Here is a 19,831-nt window from a genome sequence, read left to right as displayed (position 1 = left end):
TAAACGCGGCTTGGGATACTGATATTTCTGATTGGTATATTGCATTAATTTTCAATAGCTTGACTCTTGGTCATCTGCCAGTGCGTTTAAAAGCTGAGAACAGCCCCCGTTTTGTAGATATATCGCATGATCCTGAATATCCTCAAATTTCCGTCCGACAATTTCAGAACATTCAAATTCAGCCCCGGTGCATTTTACAAATGTATTCATAATGTTTTGTGCCTCCGGACTGTTAAACATCATTTTTTGATCCGTTTTGTTGGTTCTCAGGGCAAGCAGCCAGATTGCCGCTCCCAGGGCGCCGCATCCACCGCCGCACAGACCGATTCCGCCGGCGAGTCCGGATGCCATGACCGCCTGCTGTTCGGTCGCGCCGGCTTTTTTGCACAACACAGCCGTGCAGCTGACCGGAGCAGGGTGGACGGGCATCTGATGTTCGGCAAATGAATCGTTGATGGTCGTGTAGGCGCGCGGCGCATAACGACCGGCCATACGCAAACAGCTGACCACGCCGCCTTTGAGAAGGAAATATTGAATTAGTTTTACCGGTGAGGATGTTTCATCCAGATCGGTCAAATCGCCGCAGTCGATGGTTTTGTGCTTATTACAGGTTCGAAAATTTTTTACAGCCTGCTGCGCCGCCAGGACGGCACGAGTTTCGGCTTCCGGGCCTGCACCATAGAGCTGATAGGCACGCGCCCCCGCCGCCAGCGCCGCACCCCAGAGCAGTCCGCATTGATAGCCGTGCTGCAGAATACCACCGGCCATCGGCATAGCAGCTTGTTCTTCGGGGATCAGGGATTGATCGAAACCGCGGTTGATCATAAGGCAGGCTGTTTCCGAGCAGGTGCCGACTTTAAGAAACGTGCGTATGGTTTGTAGGTAAGAAACCCTGTGTTTGCTGTTCAGCATCGGATGTCCTCATGTTTTAAGGTGAGATTCATAGTCTAAAACTTTTGCAATATACGGTTGAGCCTCTGTTTCAAAATCGAATTGTGCACCAAAAGCAGGTGGCAAAAGCCGTCCCAAATACATGGGCAGATCAAATTCCGTAGACAATTTTTTAACAATACGCTTGTACCTGGGTTTGCCGACACTTGTCCCCATGTGAAAAGACAAATGGGAGAGCTGCGGAATCTGCTGCAGCGCCGTTTCGATTTGCGCCCGCAGTTCCTGTTCAACCTCCGCAAGGTCCACCTCTTTTTCATACAATTGCCCGGCTCTGGAATAAAAATAATTGTTTTCATCCATCAGGGTTTTGGCATCCGTCACCGGCCCCCATTTGTAATGCTGCCATTCGCAGTTCAGGGTCAGATGCACGCCACAAGGCCTTAATCTCTGCGTTTTAACATACGACCGCAATTGCGTAAAAACTCATATTTTCGGCGCACATGGCATTTAGAACCGCAGACCCCGTCTGCGCCGTACGCCCGCCACGAACAGGACAGGCAGGGATTGATGAAAAAATAACGCAATTTTTTAAAAATTCCGAACAAAATCACCGCAGCCAGCAAAAGGGCAAACGGCCAGTGCCAGACGGGACTCGTACGGTTGGCGACGGCGGAATCAATGCCGTCGCCAAAGATCAGCGGCACACAGCATTGACTGACCACCAGCTCTCCCTGAACGCGGTAGGCGTGATACTGATAATCCGGAAACACCAGATGATCCGTGATCATGCCGGCGGACAGCGCAATGACGATCAGCGCCAGAGCGTAAAAGACAGCCGGTTTGCCGCCCATGGATCGACGGATAGCGTTGAGTTCGCCCAGATTGGTGGCCGGACCCGCAATCATATAGGCGACGGCGGCGCCGGGTGTGGCGCCGAGCAGCAGCAGACCCTGGACCACGGCAATGGACGGGATGCTGCACGCGTAAACAGGCAGTCCCAGCAGAATAACGTAAACAAGCGTGTACAGGTCCTGTTGACCCAGCCAGCGCGAAATCCATTCCAATGGCAGAAACGTGAGCAGCAGCGAAGCCATGGCGAGCCCGATAAAAATATCAACGCTGACATCCGCGCCCAGTTCTAAAAAGGACCATTTCAAAGTGTGCAGGGTTTTCGGCTGTTTTGATGAAAGAGCGTTTTCGGCTGTCGGTGTATATTGCCGTTGTGTAGCGCTGTTTTTACAAGGCTGCTCTGACGGACCAAAAAGTCGATTGCCGATCAATCCGATGATCAGACCGCCTGTGATGACGGAAAGCAGCAGGGTGAGGGTGAGGGTGAGACCCAGCAGCTTGAGTGACAAGGCGATCAGAATGGGAGAGAGAACCGGGGTAGACGTCATAAATGCCAGCATATTACCGGTCGAGGCGCCGCTGCGGTACAGTCCGATGCCCAGGGGAATGGCGCCGCAGGAGCACAGCGGCAAAAGACAACCCATTCCCAGAGATTTCAGCAAGGTGCCGGGCGATCTGCCGCCCAGATGCCGTTGCATAATATCCTGTGGTACATAGAATCGCAGGATACCGGCGATTAAAAATCCCAGGATCACGTACGGTGCGGATTCGAGCAGTATATTGACGAGAGTGGTGAACATTACAGGGTATCCGGGTCTGTGATGAGATGTGCGGCTGCCTGGTCCAGAAAAAAGACACCTTCATACGGGTGAGAGGTGTCGATCCTGAACGTGCCGCTCACCCGGGCCATACTGTTGATCATGTCATCGCGGTGCAGGATCCAGTCCTCACTGAGCATCACGCGCACGGTCCAGCGCATCTCAATGTCGGGTTCGATCACGCAGGCGTTGGCCAGACCCAGTGAAGGGAGTAGATAAAACTCTGATACGGTTACCGTATCACCTCTGCGTGAACAGCCGTTGCCGTAAAACACACAGGCGCCGGTGAGCTTGTAATATTGCCCCTGTGCTTTTTTCATCTGCCCGGGTATGGAAAAGCGCGCGGATTGTCCGTCAATGAGCGTGGCCCGGACCCGATAAAACGGCTCCCAGGCGGCAGCCGATTTATCGATGTCCAGTTCATCCAGAGTGGCCATGTCGGAATTGCCGCTGCTGCGGATCTTGCTCAGCTCCAGCAGATACAATCCGGTAATAATCAAAAAGGCAATGAATATGACGGGCCATTGTTTTTTCATACCACATTCTTATTTGATCGGATCCAGTTTCCAGACCACCGGTTCGCCCGACTTTTGAACCTGGCGTATTGTCCGGGGCCAGCCCGGCATTTGTTCTGCATCCGGTTTTGTCACATCCTCATAGCGGTCCCAGCTTTCGAATGTGACGCTTTTGTCCGTTTTATTAAAGCGGATCAGCCCGAATCCGTCGCGGCGGGTTTCGCCTTCGATATTGGCGTACGCCAGCATGGTGATCTTGTTGCCCAGTCCGTCGTGATAATCGCCGGTGAACGGCAAGGGATTATCCGGATCCCGGTTGGCACCCGGCTGTTCATTTAGAGGATGCCACCAGCGGCTGTAGTAATTATTGACAATGGCCGGGGCGATAAACGCAAATGGTCCATCGCGGAATTCCTTGATTCCGTGCTGAACCAGGGTGGCCAGATGCTGATCACCCGCGAGATGCACGGCGCCGGCTTTTTGGATCAGACGAAGCGCTTTTTTACGTCCGGTTTGCGGCCAACCGTTGCAGTCCAGATCCGCGTGCAGATAGTTTTTGAAATTGCCGTGTCGATGCGCGGCGCCGCAAAATCCGGTTTGAGACAGCACAGCCCGCAGTTCAACCCCGTCTCTCTGACCCCAGTCTCGCAGGAATGTCAACTGGCGTTCGCCCAGCAAATTCAGCCCTTCCACGTCCACAGAAGCCGGGTCGTAATTGACATCACGGATATGATCGGGACGCGGACCCATTTGCGGGATTTTGCCGGCCGGACCGGTTTTAAATTTGCGGTCTTCAATAATGGCAAAATCAACGCCGCCGACGGTCAGATGGGTATAGTACACACCAATCCCCTGTTTGACGGGTGTGGGATCATACGGATCTGGTAAATGCGAGGTCTGGCAGCGTTCCACCATTTTTATATAGTCCGAATGATAAAAATAACCGCCGTCATCGCCTGCCGGCGAACTGGCGGTTTTGCCGCCTTCTCCCCAAAGATTGCCGTGTCCGATATCATGATCATCCGGAATAGTGATACAGGGACGGTCGCGCAGGATATCGCGGAAATGCAATCCCCACAACAACCAGGCCGCTGTGTGCTCGGTGTGATCATAGCTCTGGTCGCCGCTGAAAAACAGCAAATCCGGATCAAAATGTTTTAGATTGCGAATGTACTCGCTGCGAGGCCCGCGATCCTTGTTGGAATTGCAGTTCAGGGACGCCACAACGATTTCTGTTTTGTCCAGCGGATCTTTGCGGATCAGACCCTCGAACACAGAGCCTTTGTTGTGTGTCAGACGATAAGGTACATCCTTTGTGTGGTCCCAGTTTTCAATACGGAACAAAGCCGACCAGCCGATATCATTCACCGTTTGCGTAGCTGTTTTTATCCATTTACCGTCCCGCTTGAGCTCCAGGCTCACCGCGCGGTTTTCGTCCGGATATAAGGGAAAGAGTTGCGCCGATAGTTTGAGGACGTTGTTCTGAACGGTATAGATTCCGAAACAGATAACCTCATCGCGCGGCACATCAACATCGATAATGCGCTGTGGATCATCTGCCATTTTTTCCGCAACATTCCACCAGTCATTGACACAGTACAGGTCCAGTTTGGTGAACGGCGCCTGGACCGGCGGCTGCATGTCCTGTGCCAATACCAGAGTAGCAAGGCACAGGAGGGCTAGAAATAATAATTTCGTTTTCAACAGTGGTCTCCTTGATATGTTTAAAACAGATGATTGGCTCATTCAATATTGATTTTATCGGCCCGTTATAAAAATTCTTTTGTTTAAGGTCTGAGCGGTAATATCTGGATTTGAACGCCAGGAATTTTGCCTCATTGAATTCAAGTCATGTGAAAATTAAAAATACATAACTCTATTGTCAAATGCAAAGCATGAACGTTTACACCGGAAACTATTGTTTCCTGTGCTCCGGTTCGGACGTGATTTAACGCTTTCCTGAATCTCTGCATTTTTAAATAGGTGTCCGGCGGCAAGCCTGTTTTTAATTTATGAATCCGGAAAAGCGACTCTTTAATTTGTTCCGGGGCAATCTTCCCGGTATTCAATGCGTGTTTTATGATCTGTACAGCAGTGTACGGCGCCTGCTCATTGTATGTACCGGCATTGTTGGAAATGATCAGCATATCACAGCCGGCATTCACAGCGCGGATCACCGATTCTTTGAACGTAAAATGCCCGGTCATCGCGCCCATTTGCATGTCATCCGATACCACAACGCCGTTAAAACCGTACTGCTCCCGCAGCAGCGGTTGAATATAATGCCGCGACACTGTGACCGGATAAACCGGATCAATGTCCCGGTTCATAATATGCGCGGTCATGATCATATCCGCCAGTCCGGCCTGAACAAGCTCACGGAACGGCTGCAGTTCAATGCGACTGTAGGTGTCTGTAACGTCGACCAGACCAATATGCGTATCGCCGGCGGAACTGCCGTGCCCCGGAAAGTGCTTCAGAGCGGTCAGAATGCCGTGACGCCGATGCGCCCGGATAAAGGCTCCGGCATGCTGCACCACCGTGTCCGGGTTATCCGAGAAAGACCGTCCTTTTCCCGCAATAATGGGATTGTCCGGGTTGCGATTGACATCCACGACCGGCGCAAAATTGGTATTGATCCCCAGCCCGGACAGCTGTTCCGCCAATCGGGCGGCTGCTGCGCGGGTCGAGTCCGGGTCATTGAGCTGCCCCAGTTTTTGATGACCGGGTATTTCAGCAAAGCCGTATTGCGGTTTCAACCGGTTCACCTGACCGCCTTCGGCATCCACGGCAATGAGCAGAGAAGGAGACAGGCGTTTCAATCCGCGTGTCAGCAGCGCCACCTGGGTTGAATCAATGATATTGCGCGGGTGGCTTTGCGACGGCACGTCGTAATCATAGAGCACCACGCCGCCGATGTTCAGGTCTCTGATGACCCTGGTGATATAAGATGTGTCCTGGATACTCGTGCCCCGGAATCCGATGATGAGCATCCGGCCGATTTGCTGTTCTGTGTACGCGGGAACGCCTGCTGATACGAAACATAAAAACAGCATCAGGCCCATCCCGAGAAAAGTGATCTTCATAAACGCTTCCTGTACATCATATTCTCCCATGCCGCTATACATGATCTGCAGATTTAACGCTGCAACAGTTGAAAACAGTATGTACTGTAGTACGTACTGTTTGCGAGTTGTTTAAAATATATAATAATAATAGCTTATAAATTTAAAAAAAGTTTGTTTGTAATTTGATCACCGGCATTCTGCAAGAGTCTGACAGAATCATCCGTGTGCTGCCGGTTTTACGTTTTGCCTGTCAATCGTTGTTCAGTGTATTTGGATGCGGGTTCCTTTTTATGAAAATGACATGCTATAGCAGATTTTTTAACAATGCCCTGTCCGCGGTGTATTCCGGCGCAAATGCTTCGGACTGCATATAGCGCACAATGGATTTGTACAGCTGGTCGGCTTCCGGTTTGTGGGAAATTTCGTTTAACCGCGACATACAGACGAGCAGTTTGCCTTTTCCCACTGCGAATTCAAAGATGAATCCCAGTTTGTGATTGCGCTGCAGATTGTCGATCATCTGCACAAGCGGACGATAATCATGCGGTGTATCGTCCAATATCAGCGGCCGTCCGGCGCGGATAATCGACCACCATTGCCAGTTGGTGTGAAACTCGGTCGGGAAACTGCTGAACAGAGGATGATCGGGGTCCATCAGCAGACTCAAAGTGCCGGGTGAAACCGGTTTGTTCACGGATTCGCTGATCGATTTGAACATGCCGTAATTCCAGAAATCCGGGTGAAACAACCCGCCGACACTCTTGTCCGCAACGGATTTGTGTTCGGGAAACAGCAGCACCTTGTCACCCTGTTCGAGTTTGTTTAGAACCGACTCGTTCAGCTGTTCGGCAACCGTGATGTCCTGATGCGGAATTTGTTTATCCGTAACCGGATAGACCCAGATGGGATAGATGTTAGAGTACCGGTTCTTGACACACGCCATCCGGATGCTGAGTTTGTCCGCCTGTTCAACCTGATCCAGGCGGGTCTCAAGCCTGCCTGCAATATGCAGTCCACCGTGCGGGATGTTCAAATTCTCAAAAGTACCGGCATGAATGATATTGCCGTGCTGGTCTCCAATGCTCCAGGTGATATCGTCAACCAAAGCGCGGTTGGAATAATTGGCGATTTTGAGGGTGGCCTGAAACGATTCGTCGGACTGCCAGCAGTAGCGCGGGAATTCCAGCAGCAGAGTCACGTCGTTACACGACTGCAGCCAGGTTTTGCGTTCCACCACGTCTTTGCTGTCCATGAATGCGTCCAGAATCCCGACCAGCGCCGTGCCCTGTCCGGGAAAATCCTGCAGATCGAGCAACTGGAATCCGGCAAATTTGCTTGTGCGCAGGGCGGCTTCCATTTCCGCTTTGTAGCAGCGTGCCGACCAGGCGCCGGACGCCAGGTGAAAGTCAAAGTTCTGATCCAGCATGCCCGCTTGTTTCAGGCGATTGCGGAACACCATTAGATTCCAGGCGCGCACCACACCGGTGTATTTGTCGATTTCGTCATAATCCGGGTAAATCTGGTACTGGCCGATTTCGTGACTGATCAACGGGACATCAATTTGTTCAACCGGATAGTCGTAATTGACCGTTGTAGACGGTTCCTGTGAATTCAGGATACCGCCCTGCGGGGAATCGACGAATCCGTGAGCGAGGCGCGTATGCGTCAGCAGGGTGTCGCCGTCCGATGGTGTGCGTGCAGCGATGAAAAACTCGGAACCGTCGCGCGGTCCCACATAGCCGATATTGTTGTTGGCGCCCATGCTGTACAGCGGCCGACTGTCATATGTTTTTAGAGTATTGATCATGTCTTCCACCCGGTTATGACCGCTCCAGATTTCATTGCCGGGACCCAACATGACGAATGACGGGTGATTGGCGTATTCTTTCAACATGGCCAGCCCCTCTGCCTGCAGTTTGGCGGCCACGCTGTCCGATTCCAGTCCGCCCCAAAACGGCAGCTCCGGCTGCAGGAAAATGCCCAGCTCGTCCGCGGCAGTAAATGCCGCTTCCGGCGGACAGTAGCTGTGAAAGCGGTAGTGATTGATGCCGTAGGATTTGGCAATGTCGTATACCCGCTTCCAGCCGTCAACGTCCATAGGCGGATGGCCGGTGAGTGGAAACACGCAGGCGTCATGCTTGCCGCGCAGAAACGTGCTGCGTCCGTTGATGCGGAACTGATTGTCGCCGGCTTTAAAAGAACGCATGCCGAACGGCGCGGATACCGCGTCCAGCCCCTGATTCAGCACCGCGGTCAGGGTGTATCTTGGCTGCTGGTAGTCATCCCAGAGTTGCAGCTGTTTGCCGAGATTGTAGTCGCACTCGATAACCGAATCGCAGGCTATATGATAGCGCGCGGATTTCAGTTTTTTGGATTTGCCGTCCCGGAGGCGTACAACCTGGAGGAAGATGTCGAGAGAATCCAGATTCAGATCATTGACAATACCGAGGCGCACCTTGATGTTACGATTGTCAATGTCGGGGAAAATCTGCAGATTAGAGATGCGGGTCAGAGGGGAGGCCTCAAGTTTGATATCCCCGATGATGCCGTTCCAGTTGGTCTGGGTGTCGTCTGTATAGATATGCACATTGCCGTAGGGCGTCAGTTTCAGATCATTGTTAACGCGGATGCTGATGCTATGCTCGCCGGGGGACAGGTGTGCCGATACATCATAGCGCTGCGGCGACTGCAGCAAATGCGATTCGCCGATATATTGATCATCGATCCAGATTTTAGCAGCTTTTGTGCGCTCCAGAATCAGTTGGATGTGTTTGTCCGCAAATTCCTCGGGGATATTAACGGTTTTTCGGTACCAGGCGGGTCCTTTGTATGTGTAAAGTCGATTCAGATGCGCGGTGGTCGTATCTGTGTTCGCAAATCCTTTTTGATTTCGGTCCATGGTGCCCGGCAGTTCAATGGTATCAGTCAGTTCCTGCAGATACCATTGTTGCTGAATGCCGACATTCGAGGTGTCCATGCGGAATTGCCATTCTCCGGCAAGGTCGAGACTCTGCCGGTGTACCGGAGTTTGCTGACAGGCAAAAAAAACGGACATGAGAACAAATAGGAGAACGGATTTGAAAGCATTGGTATTCATAATAGTCCTGTCGGGTTGGGTGTGAGTTTCGGATTTGAGATTATCGATGATCGAGACAGCACGATCACCTTGTAAAATAAAAATTTCAATCCTGATTTAAAAGTATATTCTAACTGTTTTGGAGATACGGGTCAGATCAACCCACCGTTTGCTGTCGGGACGCTTGACGAATGAGTTTTATTTTGTATATTTTATCGTTAAATTCAAACAGAAGGTGGGTTTTATCAAAAGATAAAAACGGTTGTGTGTAATATGCATCGTCGCGATTTTCCCTTGAGGGATGCAGAATCAGGTCATTGAAATTGAAATACTCCTGGTATTGCCCGTTCAATCGGGCCCAAACGGCATTGGGAGTCTTGATGGCCTGATCATCGCCATAGTCTCTGATCCGCAGCACATCGCGGGTAATCATGACATCGTTCGGCAGATGTTGGATTAATGTTTGTTTTTTTGTTTATTGTAAAAATGTATTGACAGTATGCATATAAATTTGCATATTTATACATATGATTATAATGTATGGAGTTTTAAATGAGAACTACAATCAACATAGAAGATGATTTAATTAAAAAAGCAGCCGAATTAACCGGGATCAATGAAAAAACATCTCTGGTCCGGCTTGGTCTGAAATCATTAATCGCCAAAGAAAACGCAAAACGACTGGCTCAACTCGGCGGTAAAGAAAAACAATTGAATGATATAAACCGGCGATAGCAGAGTATGGTACTGGTCGATACATCAATCTGGGTAGACCATTTCCGAAATGGAAATGACAGGCTTGTAACTATCTTGGATAATGAGGAGGTCTTTTGTCATGATTTCATTGTGGGTGAATTGGCCTGTGGAAACTTGAAAAATCGATTTGAAATACTCTTATCGCTGCAGTCTTTCCAAAACCAAAGATGCCAGTCATGATGAAATCCTGCAGTTTATTGAAAACCACAAACTGATGGGCAGGGGGTTGGGATATATTGACATTGCCTTGCTTGCTTCATCTGTATTATCAAGCATACCGTTATGGACACTGGACAAACGGCTGCAGGAAGCGGCAAACAGGCTTGATACGGGTTATCCTCAAAATTAAAATAAACAATTGAGAAATAATGAATACAAATCCCTTTATTATTAAAAGCGATTCATCCGGTAGTCCGTTACGAGCTTTGGATTTTAAATCCGGGTTCTATGACGAATCCTGGTTGCAGGAACTGCTCCGTCTTTTTCCAGGCATATTACCCACCTCTGAGATTGAACCCATTTTCTATCCGCTGGTTTCGATTGGTCGGGAGGTTACAACAAACGTGGGTGCCATTGATAATCTTTTTATTAGTCAACATGGTTATCCAGTTCTAGTAGAAACAAAGCTTTGGAAGAACCGGGAAGCAAAACGGGAAGTGATTGCCCAGGCAATTGATTATGCGTCTTCGATGTCAAAATGGAATTATCAGAAGCTTAACGAGGTGACAAAAGAGTATACGAACAAATACATGCAGAAAGAAGTCGAACTTTTTGACTATGTGCAAAATCAATGCGGACCTATACGGGAGGGGCGGGATTATTTCGAGGAAATTGTTAGCAAGAATCTAAGGTTGGGTCGATTCCTAACCCTTATTGTTGGTGATAAAATTCGACAATCCATGAAAGAGATGCTCAACTACTCAGCAAACCGATATCCCCACCTTTCCACAGATATAGCCTTGATTCAGCTGAAATTTTATCATTTGCATGGTAACGAAGATTGGCCTTTACTGGTTATCCCTAGAATAGAGACAAAAACAGAGATTGTTGAGAGGTCTATTGTTCAAATTCATTTGCATAAAGACGGCGATTACGAAATTAATGTTCATCAGGAAAAAGCTGATTCAAAACAAACGAGAAAACGGGTTACATTAACAGAAGAAGCTTTTTGGGAATTATTACAGAAACGAAATGCTGATGTCTATAAAAAAACGTATGATTTAGTAGAATATTTTCGGGAAAAAGATGGAATTACAATAGATCCGGCTGAGAGTGCGCTCGTTGTCCGTTTTAATATTCAAAATTCAGGACAACAAGTATCGCTATTTTTCATTACTACAAAAGCCGAGTTATGCGTTTGGTCAAACAGCATCACTGAGCAATTGCGTCGAGTGGGTATTCCTTTAGCAGTTGTCGAGGAATACATAGAAAAGATGCGGAATATCCTTTTTATGGACAAAAATCGAGTGGAATTTGCCGCTGCGGTTCAAAAAATAGATATCGAAAGGTTTACAGACACGGTTGATGCTTTCTGTGATGATCTTCAAGATGCAGAAATAGATGTCTAAACATTCAGGGGAAAATTAATCTTTATGTTTGTACGCTATGCATTGGTTAAATTACAACAGTATATGCCTTGGCAAAAGCCCTCATTGAAAATACATTCATATTGACTGGGAAAAAGTGATTTTGTATATTGCACATAGCACGAGTTAGATGCACTGTGCATAAAAAAATATGAACAATTGTGTTTATGCAACCCAATTTGTGGTATAAGAACAATGAATATATACAGACGTTGTGCCGCATGCAAGAAACCGTAGTGCAACTAAATTAAGATTAAGGATAAGTGAAGAATAAAAAGAAGAAAAAGATTCATAGGGATAAAAACGGACGTGAATTCATAAAGGAGTCCTACTTTGTCGGTGGAAAAATGAAATTCCATAGAATTTATGTAATTGATGGCATACCAGCTGATGAATTTTATGAGAAAAATGCAACTGACTTGGATTTCTATTTGAATGGAGATTATGAGTTAATGAGTAGCGAAAAAGATTCTAATAACCATGGAATTGACCAAAATAGAGAAGAATTCGATTGTCCTGATAATGAGGATACAAAAGATTTACCATTTTAAAATTAGAAAAACAAGAAAGTAATAATGAGCAAGATAAATATTGATAATAATGGATGTAAATAGCCATAAAATAAATCCAGAGAAAGTTACGACCCCGATACAATTATTGGCTGTTTGGTTTATCGCCCTTTTATTGTTGACAAGTGCTTTTTTTACAGCAGCATCTCAAATTCATGAACCAAAATGGATAAGTCCATTACTTGTGATTTCTGGTATTTTATTGGTATTTATATTTATCGTATTGATTTTTCTAATGCAGACAAAATATCGTCCAGAAATGCTTTCGGGTAAAGAATACTTAGAGTTTGTAGATAAAAAGTTCCAAGGATTTTCACCTGAAAATTTAACTGATAAGCCAATTGATAACATAGATGACTCGTCATTGGAAACTCAAAGAATTTCAGAATATCAGAATAATGCAGGATTATTTCTAATACATATATGGCGTCCATCGAAATTAAAAGGACAAGTTGCTGATATTAGAATTAGCGTTTACCAGCATCGACAAGGACCATTGACTATGAATCAAATAGATTATGTTGAATATGAATTGGGCAGAAAGTTCTTCAAAAATCCAGTGATTAAGAGAAACGAACAAGATGATTATGCATTAGGCGTTTCAGCATATGCGCCGATGTTATGTATTGCAAAGGTTGTTCTTAAAGACAAAAAGACATTGATTTTAAAAAGATATATTGATTTTGAATGTTAATAAAGCACGACGGCACAACACATGGTATAGTGCATGCGGGTTTCAGAGGTTTTCGAAGGTTCGTGGCTCGTAAAAAAGGTCGGTGTAAACTGATAGGAAATCGCTTCGTAATCCCGCACGACACCATACCATCAACCGTTATAGCGCATAAAAAATGAAGAAGCTACTTACATATGCAATTATTGTCCTGATAGTTTTAATCTGTGGTTGGATTTATTTGACCAGAGATAAAGGACAACCTGTGGAAAATTTTGATGCATTCTTCAAAATATTCAAGGAAAACTATGCACTTTTTGATGTAAAAGGGGTCGATTGGAACAAAGAATACGTTTTTTACTCAGAGAGAATAAATGAAGAAACTACAGATGATGAATTATTCAATATTTTCCAGAAGATATTGGGAAAGTTAGACGACAAACATTGTTACATTTATCGGTTCAATGAGATATATTTTTCGGGTTTTGGACTTCCGTCCTTAAATTATCTTGACTTAACATCATTTGACTTCAGATTGCCGACAAATGACTTCTCATTAAAACTAATTGAAAACAACTATCTCATCGATTATGAAAAATCGTTAAAAGTAAAGTCATTTTTGCCACCTATTGGAATTAGAAAAGTATTTACAACTGGTTGGTTAACGGATTCAATTGCTTATATCCATATGACAGAAATGAGCAATAAATCAGATGAAGTCCAGAAATCAATAAACTCTTTTTTAGAAAAATATCAAAATGCAACAGGATTTGTAATAGATATTAGGGACAATATAGGTGGGTATTCTCTGCCAGTAAAAGAATTAGCCGAATATTTTGCAACAAAAAAACAAACTTATGCCATATCAAGACTAAGAAGTCCTGATAGTATATACAAATTCCAAGAACCTAATTATTGGGAATTAAAGCCAAATGAAAATAGCAATTATGACAATCAGCCGATTTCATTGTTAACAAATGCAAATACTCAAAGTGCAGCTGAATTATTTACTCTTATGATGAAAACTATGCCAAGTGTCAGAATTATCGGAGATACAACATCAGGAATATTTGGTGATACTCATATTGGCAAACTTCCAAATGGTTGGGAATATCGCTTGTCAATTAGAAAAACCAACGATTGGACTGATAATGTTGTAGAAGATATTGGATTAATACCCGATTCGTCGATTATTAATACAAGGTCGGATATTCAGAATCAAGTAGACAGAGTATTGGATTATGCGATTGAATATATACGAAAAAAATAATAACGCGCTATAACATGCGGTAAAAAACATTGCTCGGAAAGTGCTAAATTTGAAAGACATAACATTTAACAAACGGCGTAGCGGCTCGATAGGTTTGTGCTCCGAAATGCGCAACGATTTCTTACCGCCGACCGTTATGGGAAATTAATTGGTCACTAGACCCGGATTAGAAAACCATGGGAACTTATAGTCATCTCCGAATAAATAAACTTGTTGTTAGCTGGTCAAAAAATTTTCAAATGGATCACACAACAATTTTTGAAAACGCCGATAGAGGAATCGTTGATTATTATTTTGCCGACGATGAAGTAATACAAATGCCTGGGTACCAGAAGAATCTTTCTGATTGTACTTCAGTCTTAAAGTTTTTTGGATATGACGCCGCCAAAGTTGAATTTGAATTAAACAAAAAATTCCATGATGAAGGAATCCCCATTTCATATTCAATTCTCACTGAATTGTTTGAGAGGTATGGCCCCTCAATTTTCAAAAATCGTGATTTTGTAGAAGGTTTTCATGGAGATTGCGATTTTGGCAATTATTCATGCTACCTGATTAAAAAACAATATCCTGAAATAAGGAATAAAAATGCCGAATCAATTTCAAGTATTTTGAATGGTTTACATGAGTATGAAATTATAGCTATGTTATCAACGGTGGATTCCTGGCTCGATCAAAGGATTGTTTGGGAAACTCATGACTTGATTGAGTCTGGTTGGTCATCAGAAATAGAACTCTACAATTTATTCAATCAAAGGAAAGCGGAGATATTGATTGTAACAGAAGGCAAGAGTGACTCAGAGATCATAAAAAGGGCATTTGAAAAATATTATCCCTCCGAATCCAAGTCAATTGAATTCATTGATATGAAGGAAAACTATCCCTTTACTGGAACTGGAAATATCGCAAACTTCTATTTAGGCCTCTGTAAAATTGGAGTCAAAAGGAAGATTTTATTCATATTTGACAACGACACAGAAGGCAACAAAGCCAAAAACAAGTGCGAAATAGTAAACGACAAATACATCAGATGCACAACTTTACCAGTGTTATCTGACTTTGATAATTTTCGCACAATTGGGCCATCAGGAGAAGCTTTTGAAAATGTAAATACTAGGGCGGTTGCCATAGAGATGTTTCTAGACCAAAACAATGAAAACGACATCCCAACGATACGCTGGACAAACTTTGATAAAGAAATGAACGCATATCAGGGATCCCTTGTCGACAAAGAAAAATATATCAAGCCTTGTCTTCAAGCGTTCGAATCAAACAGCCAGAACTACAATTTTGAAAGACTAAAAAAACTGGCTCAACATGTCTGGGAAGAAATGGCAACCTTAAACTATGAAGTGTCAGAAAATTTGAAAAAGGAAGAGTGGTGACCAATAAACATCCCATAACAGCGTGTATATGCCATTGCTTCGCAACAGCACATACACGCAGAACGTTACAGGGCATTTAAAGAAAGACACTACATAAGATGAATGATCCTTTTAAAAATTCGATTGACAAATACATTCGATTCTGTAAAAACGAAAACTGGATTGAAGAAGAAGCATATAAATTTGAATATGCAAATTATGTAAATTGTAATGTTGACTGGGATTCTAATTCCGATTCAGAAATACTTCAAATTCTTCAACAATCTCAAAAAATAAAATATACTACAGACGTAAGAGGAATTCAATTTATCCAAAAAAGCGGCAGAGTTGATTTAAAAGATTTTGTTTCCTTAAGCGACATCAAATTATTTCGTGAATTTAGAACTAAGGATTTTGAGCAAATTGACTGGACAGAAAGAACTATGAGTTTTACAGCTCTTTCTGCATGGTTAGCATCTTTGTTCCCTGAAAAATTCTATCCTATTCCAATGAAAGGTTTTGACCAGACTGTTAAATACTTATTTAATTATGAGAAAGAGAAATTCCCAAAAGTCGGACATGAATATTTATTGGAATGCCAATCGTTTATGCAAGAAACATGGAATAATTTGGCTCAATACCCAATTGAAGATTTGTGTTTAACAGAATGGAACAAATTTTACAATGACAACCCAGAATTGAATATTCCCATTAAAACACAGTAACGTCCGGTTAGGTAATTGCAACGCTCAGATTATACAAAAAAATATGACATAACACAAAAAAACACTTGACATTACGTCAAAAATTTTGAAGTCGATTTTCATAACATTAATAAATATAAGGTGTTATGGAAATGCGACGTAAATTCAAAAAGTTTAAGCCTCGACAAAAATCTAAAACATTCAAAAGACTAATGGAACCGATCAAGGCTATCTTGTCCAAGGTACCACCATTAGTTTCACGAGGAGATCGACCTCTGCAAATGACATTTGAAGATCAACTCAATGCCCTCGTGTTTTATCATCTTGAAGAGCATGAATCAGGGACTCATCTTGTCCAGGTTCTTCAAGAAGATACATTTGCTCGGGAGCATATTGCCCCGAAAGAAGGAATCAAAAAAAGTAGCTTTTTTGAGGCTATCAACAATCGCGGCCTCGAACAACTAGCTGTTGTTTTCAATGAACTTCAAGCCAAAGCTGCGACCACTATCCCAAAGCAATTTGAACATTTGGGGGAGCTTGTTGCCATCGACGGTTCTTTGATTGATGCTGTTCTTTCAATGACTTGGGCTGATTATAGAAACGGCTCTAAAAAGGCAAAAGTTCATCTCGGTTTTGATATTAATCGGTCCATTCCAACAAAACTATATCTCACAGGCGGTTTAGCCGGTGAACGACCATTTGTCGATCAAATACTCTCTTCTGACCAGTCCGGCGTTCTTGATCGGGGCTATCAATGCCATAAACGCTTTGACCAATGGCAGGAGGACGGTCGTCAATTTTTCTGCCGCATCAAAGCATCGACGAAAAAAATGTCTTTATGCACATGACATAAAACCAGAAAGCATTGTTTTTTATGATGCTATAGTTTTATTTGGGGACGCCGGGCACCAATCAAACAAAAAAGTCGATACGACTTGTCGGTTATAAAATCGGCAATGTAAAATACTGGATCGCGACAAATCGTTATGACCTCTCTGCAGAAGATGTTGCTCAGGCATACAAACTTCGTTGGGAAATTGAAAATTTCTTCGCTTGGTGGAAACGCCATCTCAAAGTCTATCATCTCATAGCTCGAAGTCAGTACGGACTTATGGTTCAAATTCTCGGCGGCCTCATTACATATTTGCTACTGGCAATCTATTGTCATGAAAATTATAACGAAAAAGTTAACATCGAAAGAGTGCGAGAACTCCGTATTCAAATTCAAAATGAAGTGCGAGATTCCGACAAGAAAAATCGTAGAAAATCTCATCGAAAAAATCGACGAAATTACTTACGTGCAAAAACCTAACCGGACGTTACTGATTAAAACAGAACTCTTATTAATAGATAAAGTTTGGATGGTACAAGACTTTCATTTGTTCGTCCACAGACAAATTCTTGATTTATACAAACCAAAGAATAAAACGATTCAAGTTGCTGAAGAGGTTGAACCAACAGTAATAGAAGGCAATTCAGTTTTAGCTCAACATATGAGATATGAAAGGAATAATGCATTTATTCAAAGAATTAAGAAACAAGCGATAGCTGAAAATAAAATGCTGAATTGTCAAATTTGTGGGTTTTCGTTTTTTGAAAAATATGGAGAAATTGGAGAAGGCTTTATTGAAGCACATCACAAAAATCCATTATCAGAAAGGAATGGAAAAGCAAAGACTAAACGGGAAGATATTGCACTCGTTTGTAGTAACTGTCATCGAATGTTACATCGCGGAGACCCGACATTTGGAATTGAAGAAATAAAACAAAAAATAAATCAAAACGCCCTGTAACAATGTATAAAAATAATAGCCGAGAAAGTAGTAAATTCAAGGGTTATAGCCCGCTTCAGCTTTCTTGTAACTTGACAGGAAAGTGCCACGCAGTCGGCTACTATTCTTATACTTACCGTTGGGCGGCATTAAAACAGACACTACGACACTGACATGAAATTTGGAAAAACCATAAAACTATTCTTGATTGATGGTGACACAAACGGGAGACTGACTTGTGAATTATCAAATTGGACTGGTAAGGCATATAAACTTCCACGCAATTTGATTAAGATTTGCACGGATAGACCAGAAATACAGACAACTGGAGTTTATATGTTGCTAAATAAGAGTGCGGATTTGTCTGAAAAAGGACAATTATATATCGGAGAAGCGGAAAATATTTTTAATCGACTTACACAGCATGTAAAAGAGAAAGATTTTTGGAATGAGGCGATTGTATTTATTAGCAAGGACGATAACTTAAATAAAGCACACATAAAATATTTGGAAAACAGACTTCATGATATTGCATGTTCTGCAAACCGATACGAATTGATTAATAATCATAAACCAACACAATCAAGCATTTCGGAGTCTGATAAAGCAGAAATGGAGGAGTTTCTAGCAAATATTTTGACTTTGGTAAGCACTCTTGGATACAATGCATTTGAGCAAATTAGACAAGCTGATACTAAAGTGCAACCTGATAAAGAAGAAGATTTATTTTATATTTCTGCTACAAGAGGAGCAAATGGAATTGGAAAAACAACAAGCGAGGGTTTTGTGGTTTTTGAAAATTCACAAGTCGCTGACCCAATAACCAATTCTTATCCTAAGACAATGCAAAAACTTCGAGATACTTTGATTTCAGAAGGAGTGATTGTTAAAGAAAATGACAAGCTGATAATGAAACGAGATTATTTATTCAGCAGTTCATCTTCTGCTGCAATGATAATTATGGGTCGCAGTGCAAACGGTTTGACTGAATGGAAAATGAAATCGGGAAAAACATTACAAGATTTTGAAACAGGAGAAAATAATTAACGACCGCCCAACACACAATATAGTGCAGCGGGGTCGGTACGTTTTGAAATCAACATTTCATCTCTGTTTTTTAGTATTTTTGGTTTGCGTAAGAGATGTTTTTCAAAACCCCGCCGACACCATATTGTCAAACGTTGGCGGTCATGCTGAAAGACGGAACTGCTAACTTCTGGTTATTATGCAATAATTTGAAATAAGGAATAGTACATGACAATAAAATTTCTAAGCCCAATTGTTTTCGTTTTTGCAACAGCGATTATATTAACAAGTTGTGCTGTGAGTAAGAATACGGGTATGAAAGAGAAAAATAAAACAAAAAAAATGTATCGTAAAATAAATGCATGGATAGATATTGATGCTACTCCTGAAGAAGCATGGGAGGTACTCGTTGACTTTAAATCATGGGAATCATGGAACTCTTTTATTCCATTGGTTGAAGGAAATCTAAAAGTTGGTGAACGAATGCGCATTAAGGTAGTTCCACCTGATTCGAAACCAATGAAATTTAAACCTGAAGTTTACGAAGTAATACCTTACGAAAAAATTCTCTGGGGAGGTAGTTTTCTTAAAATCATATATCGCGGTGACCATGCTTTTTTACTAGAACCGATACAAGATGGAAAAACCAGGTTTCGGCAAATTGAAAGATTTAGAGGTCCAATAGTTTTATTTATGGGTAATATGATAAAAAAAACTGAAATTGGTTATCATCAAATGAATCTTGCGTTTAAGGAACAAGTTGAAAAAAATAAGTCTGAGAAAAAATGAAATGAAAAAGCACGAACCGCCAACAAAGTGTATATGCCATAAGGGTTTCAGTGGGTATTCAAGCGCTGTAGCCCGCTCAAACTTTCGTGTCGGTGGACAGGAAACTGC

19 protein-coding genes and 1 pseudogene are annotated in these 19,831 nt (G+C 43.3%); 12 read left to right on the top strand and 8 right to left on the bottom strand.

Annotation, left to right across the window (positions count from 1 at the left end; translation table 11 throughout):
- Positions 1–51: 51 nt before the first annotated feature.
- From U5R06_14280 to U5R06_14245, 8 genes are all read right to left on the bottom strand, one after another.
- Positions 52–912, bottom strand: a complete 861-nt coding sequence (locus tag U5R06_14280) for a C-GCAxxG-C-C family (seleno)protein (GenBank protein ID MDZ7723934.1) — start codon at positions 910–912, stop codon at positions 52–54.
- 9 nt (positions 913–921) lie between these two features.
- Positions 922–1,320, bottom strand: coding sequence for a ChbG/HpnK family deacetylase (locus U5R06_14275; GenBank protein ID MDZ7723933.1), 399 nt, complete (start codon positions 1,318–1,320; stop codon positions 922–924).
- Between the two features lie 11 nt (positions 1,321–1,331).
- Positions 1,332–2,540, bottom strand: a complete 1,209-nt coding sequence (locus U5R06_14270) for a permease (protein ID MDZ7723932.1) — start codon at positions 2,538–2,540, stop codon at positions 1,332–1,334.
- Complete coding sequence (locus U5R06_14265; protein MDZ7723931.1) at positions 2,540–3,094, bottom strand: hypothetical protein; 555 nt, start codon at positions 3,092–3,094, stop codon at positions 2,540–2,542. The genes U5R06_14270 and U5R06_14265 overlap by 1 nt, the downstream gene beginning before the upstream one ends.
- Before the next feature lie 9 nt (positions 3,095–3,103).
- The gene (locus U5R06_14260) at positions 3,104–4,777 is read right to left on the bottom strand and encodes a hypothetical protein (GenBank protein ID MDZ7723930.1); all 1,674 of its coding nucleotides are present in this window, start codon (positions 4,775–4,777) and stop codon (positions 3,104–3,106) included.
- A 140-nt stretch (positions 4,778–4,917) separates the two neighbouring features.
- The gene (locus tag U5R06_14255; protein MDZ7723929.1) at positions 4,918–6,201 is read right to left on the bottom strand and encodes a glycoside hydrolase family 3 protein; all 1,284 of its coding nucleotides are present in this window, start codon (positions 6,199–6,201) and stop codon (positions 4,918–4,920) included.
- Positions 6,202–6,445: 244 nt separating this feature from the next.
- Positions 6,446–9,238, bottom strand: a complete 2,793-nt coding sequence (locus tag U5R06_14250; GenBank protein ID MDZ7723928.1) for a beta-galactosidase — start codon at positions 9,236–9,238, stop codon at positions 6,446–6,448.
- Between the two features lie 136 nt (positions 9,239–9,374).
- Positions 9,375–9,650 (bottom strand): hypothetical protein, encoded by a 276-nt coding sequence (locus U5R06_14245; protein ID MDZ7723927.1) that lies wholly within the window; start codon positions 9,648–9,650, stop codon positions 9,375–9,377.
- 119 nt (positions 9,651–9,769) lie between these two features.
- Between U5R06_14245 and U5R06_14240 the strand changes: the two genes are divergently transcribed.
- The 12 genes and pseudogenes from U5R06_14240 (at position 9,770) to U5R06_14185 (ending at position 19,723) form a co-directional block, all read left to right on the top strand.
- Positions 9,770–9,952, top strand: coding sequence for a type II toxin-antitoxin system VapB family antitoxin (locus tag U5R06_14240; GenBank protein MDZ7723926.1), 183 nt, complete (start codon positions 9,770–9,772; stop codon positions 9,950–9,952).
- A 148-nt stretch (positions 9,953–10,100) separates the two neighbouring features.
- Positions 10,101–10,322, top strand: coding sequence for a hypothetical protein (locus U5R06_14235; protein ID MDZ7723925.1), 222 nt, complete (start codon positions 10,101–10,103; stop codon positions 10,320–10,322).
- A gap of 19 nt (positions 10,323–10,341) precedes the next feature.
- A complete protein-coding gene (locus tag U5R06_14230) occupies positions 10,342–11,541 on the top strand; it encodes a hypothetical protein (protein ID MDZ7723924.1) in 1,200 nt (399 codons plus the stop codon).
- A 281-nt stretch (positions 11,542–11,822) separates the two neighbouring features.
- Positions 11,823–12,110 (top strand): hypothetical protein, encoded by a 288-nt coding sequence (locus tag U5R06_14225; GenBank protein ID MDZ7723923.1) that lies wholly within the window; start codon positions 11,823–11,825, stop codon positions 12,108–12,110.
- Between the two features lie 49 nt (positions 12,111–12,159).
- Positions 12,160–12,822, top strand: coding sequence for a pYEATS domain-containing protein (locus tag U5R06_14220; protein MDZ7723922.1), 663 nt, complete (start codon positions 12,160–12,162; stop codon positions 12,820–12,822).
- A 154-nt stretch (positions 12,823–12,976) separates the two neighbouring features.
- Positions 12,977–14,068: a S41 family peptidase gene (locus U5R06_14215; GenBank protein MDZ7723921.1), complete on the top strand. Its 1,092-nt coding sequence runs from the start codon at positions 12,977–12,979 to the stop codon at positions 14,066–14,068.
- Between the two features lie 176 nt (positions 14,069–14,244).
- Entirely contained in the window at positions 14,245–15,453 is a 1,209-nt protein-coding gene (locus tag U5R06_14210) for a HEPN/Toprim-associated domain-containing protein (GenBank protein ID MDZ7723920.1), read from the top strand.
- A gap of 98 nt (positions 15,454–15,551) precedes the next feature.
- Positions 15,552–16,157, top strand: coding sequence for a hypothetical protein (locus U5R06_14205; GenBank protein MDZ7723919.1), 606 nt, complete (start codon positions 15,552–15,554; stop codon positions 16,155–16,157).
- A 131-nt stretch (positions 16,158–16,288) separates the two neighbouring features.
- Positions 16,289–17,448: pseudogene (locus U5R06_14200) on the top strand (IS4 family transposase).
- Positions 17,435–17,929, top strand: a complete 495-nt coding sequence (locus U5R06_14195; GenBank protein ID MDZ7723918.1) for an HNH endonuclease — start codon at positions 17,435–17,437, stop codon at positions 17,927–17,929. Before U5R06_14200 ends, U5R06_14195 begins: the two are co-directional and overlap by 14 nt.
- Positions 17,930–18,082: 153 nt before the next feature.
- On the top strand, positions 18,083–18,955 hold the full coding sequence (locus U5R06_14190; protein ID MDZ7723917.1) for a GIY-YIG nuclease family protein: 873 nt from the start codon (positions 18,083–18,085) through the stop codon (positions 18,953–18,955).
- 207 nt (positions 18,956–19,162) lie between these two features.
- Positions 19,163–19,723 (top strand): SRPBCC domain-containing protein, encoded by a 561-nt coding sequence (locus tag U5R06_14185; protein ID MDZ7723916.1) that lies wholly within the window; start codon positions 19,163–19,165, stop codon positions 19,721–19,723.
- The last annotated feature ends 108 nt before the right edge of the window (positions 19,724–19,831 follow it).

The sequence above is a fragment of the candidate division KSB1 bacterium genome, assembly GCA_034521575.1.
Lineage (GTDB): Bacteria > Zhuqueibacterota > Zhuqueibacteria > Residuimicrobiales > Krinioviventaceae > JAXHMJ01.
This window is presented reverse-complemented; position numbering and strand designations above follow the sequence as displayed.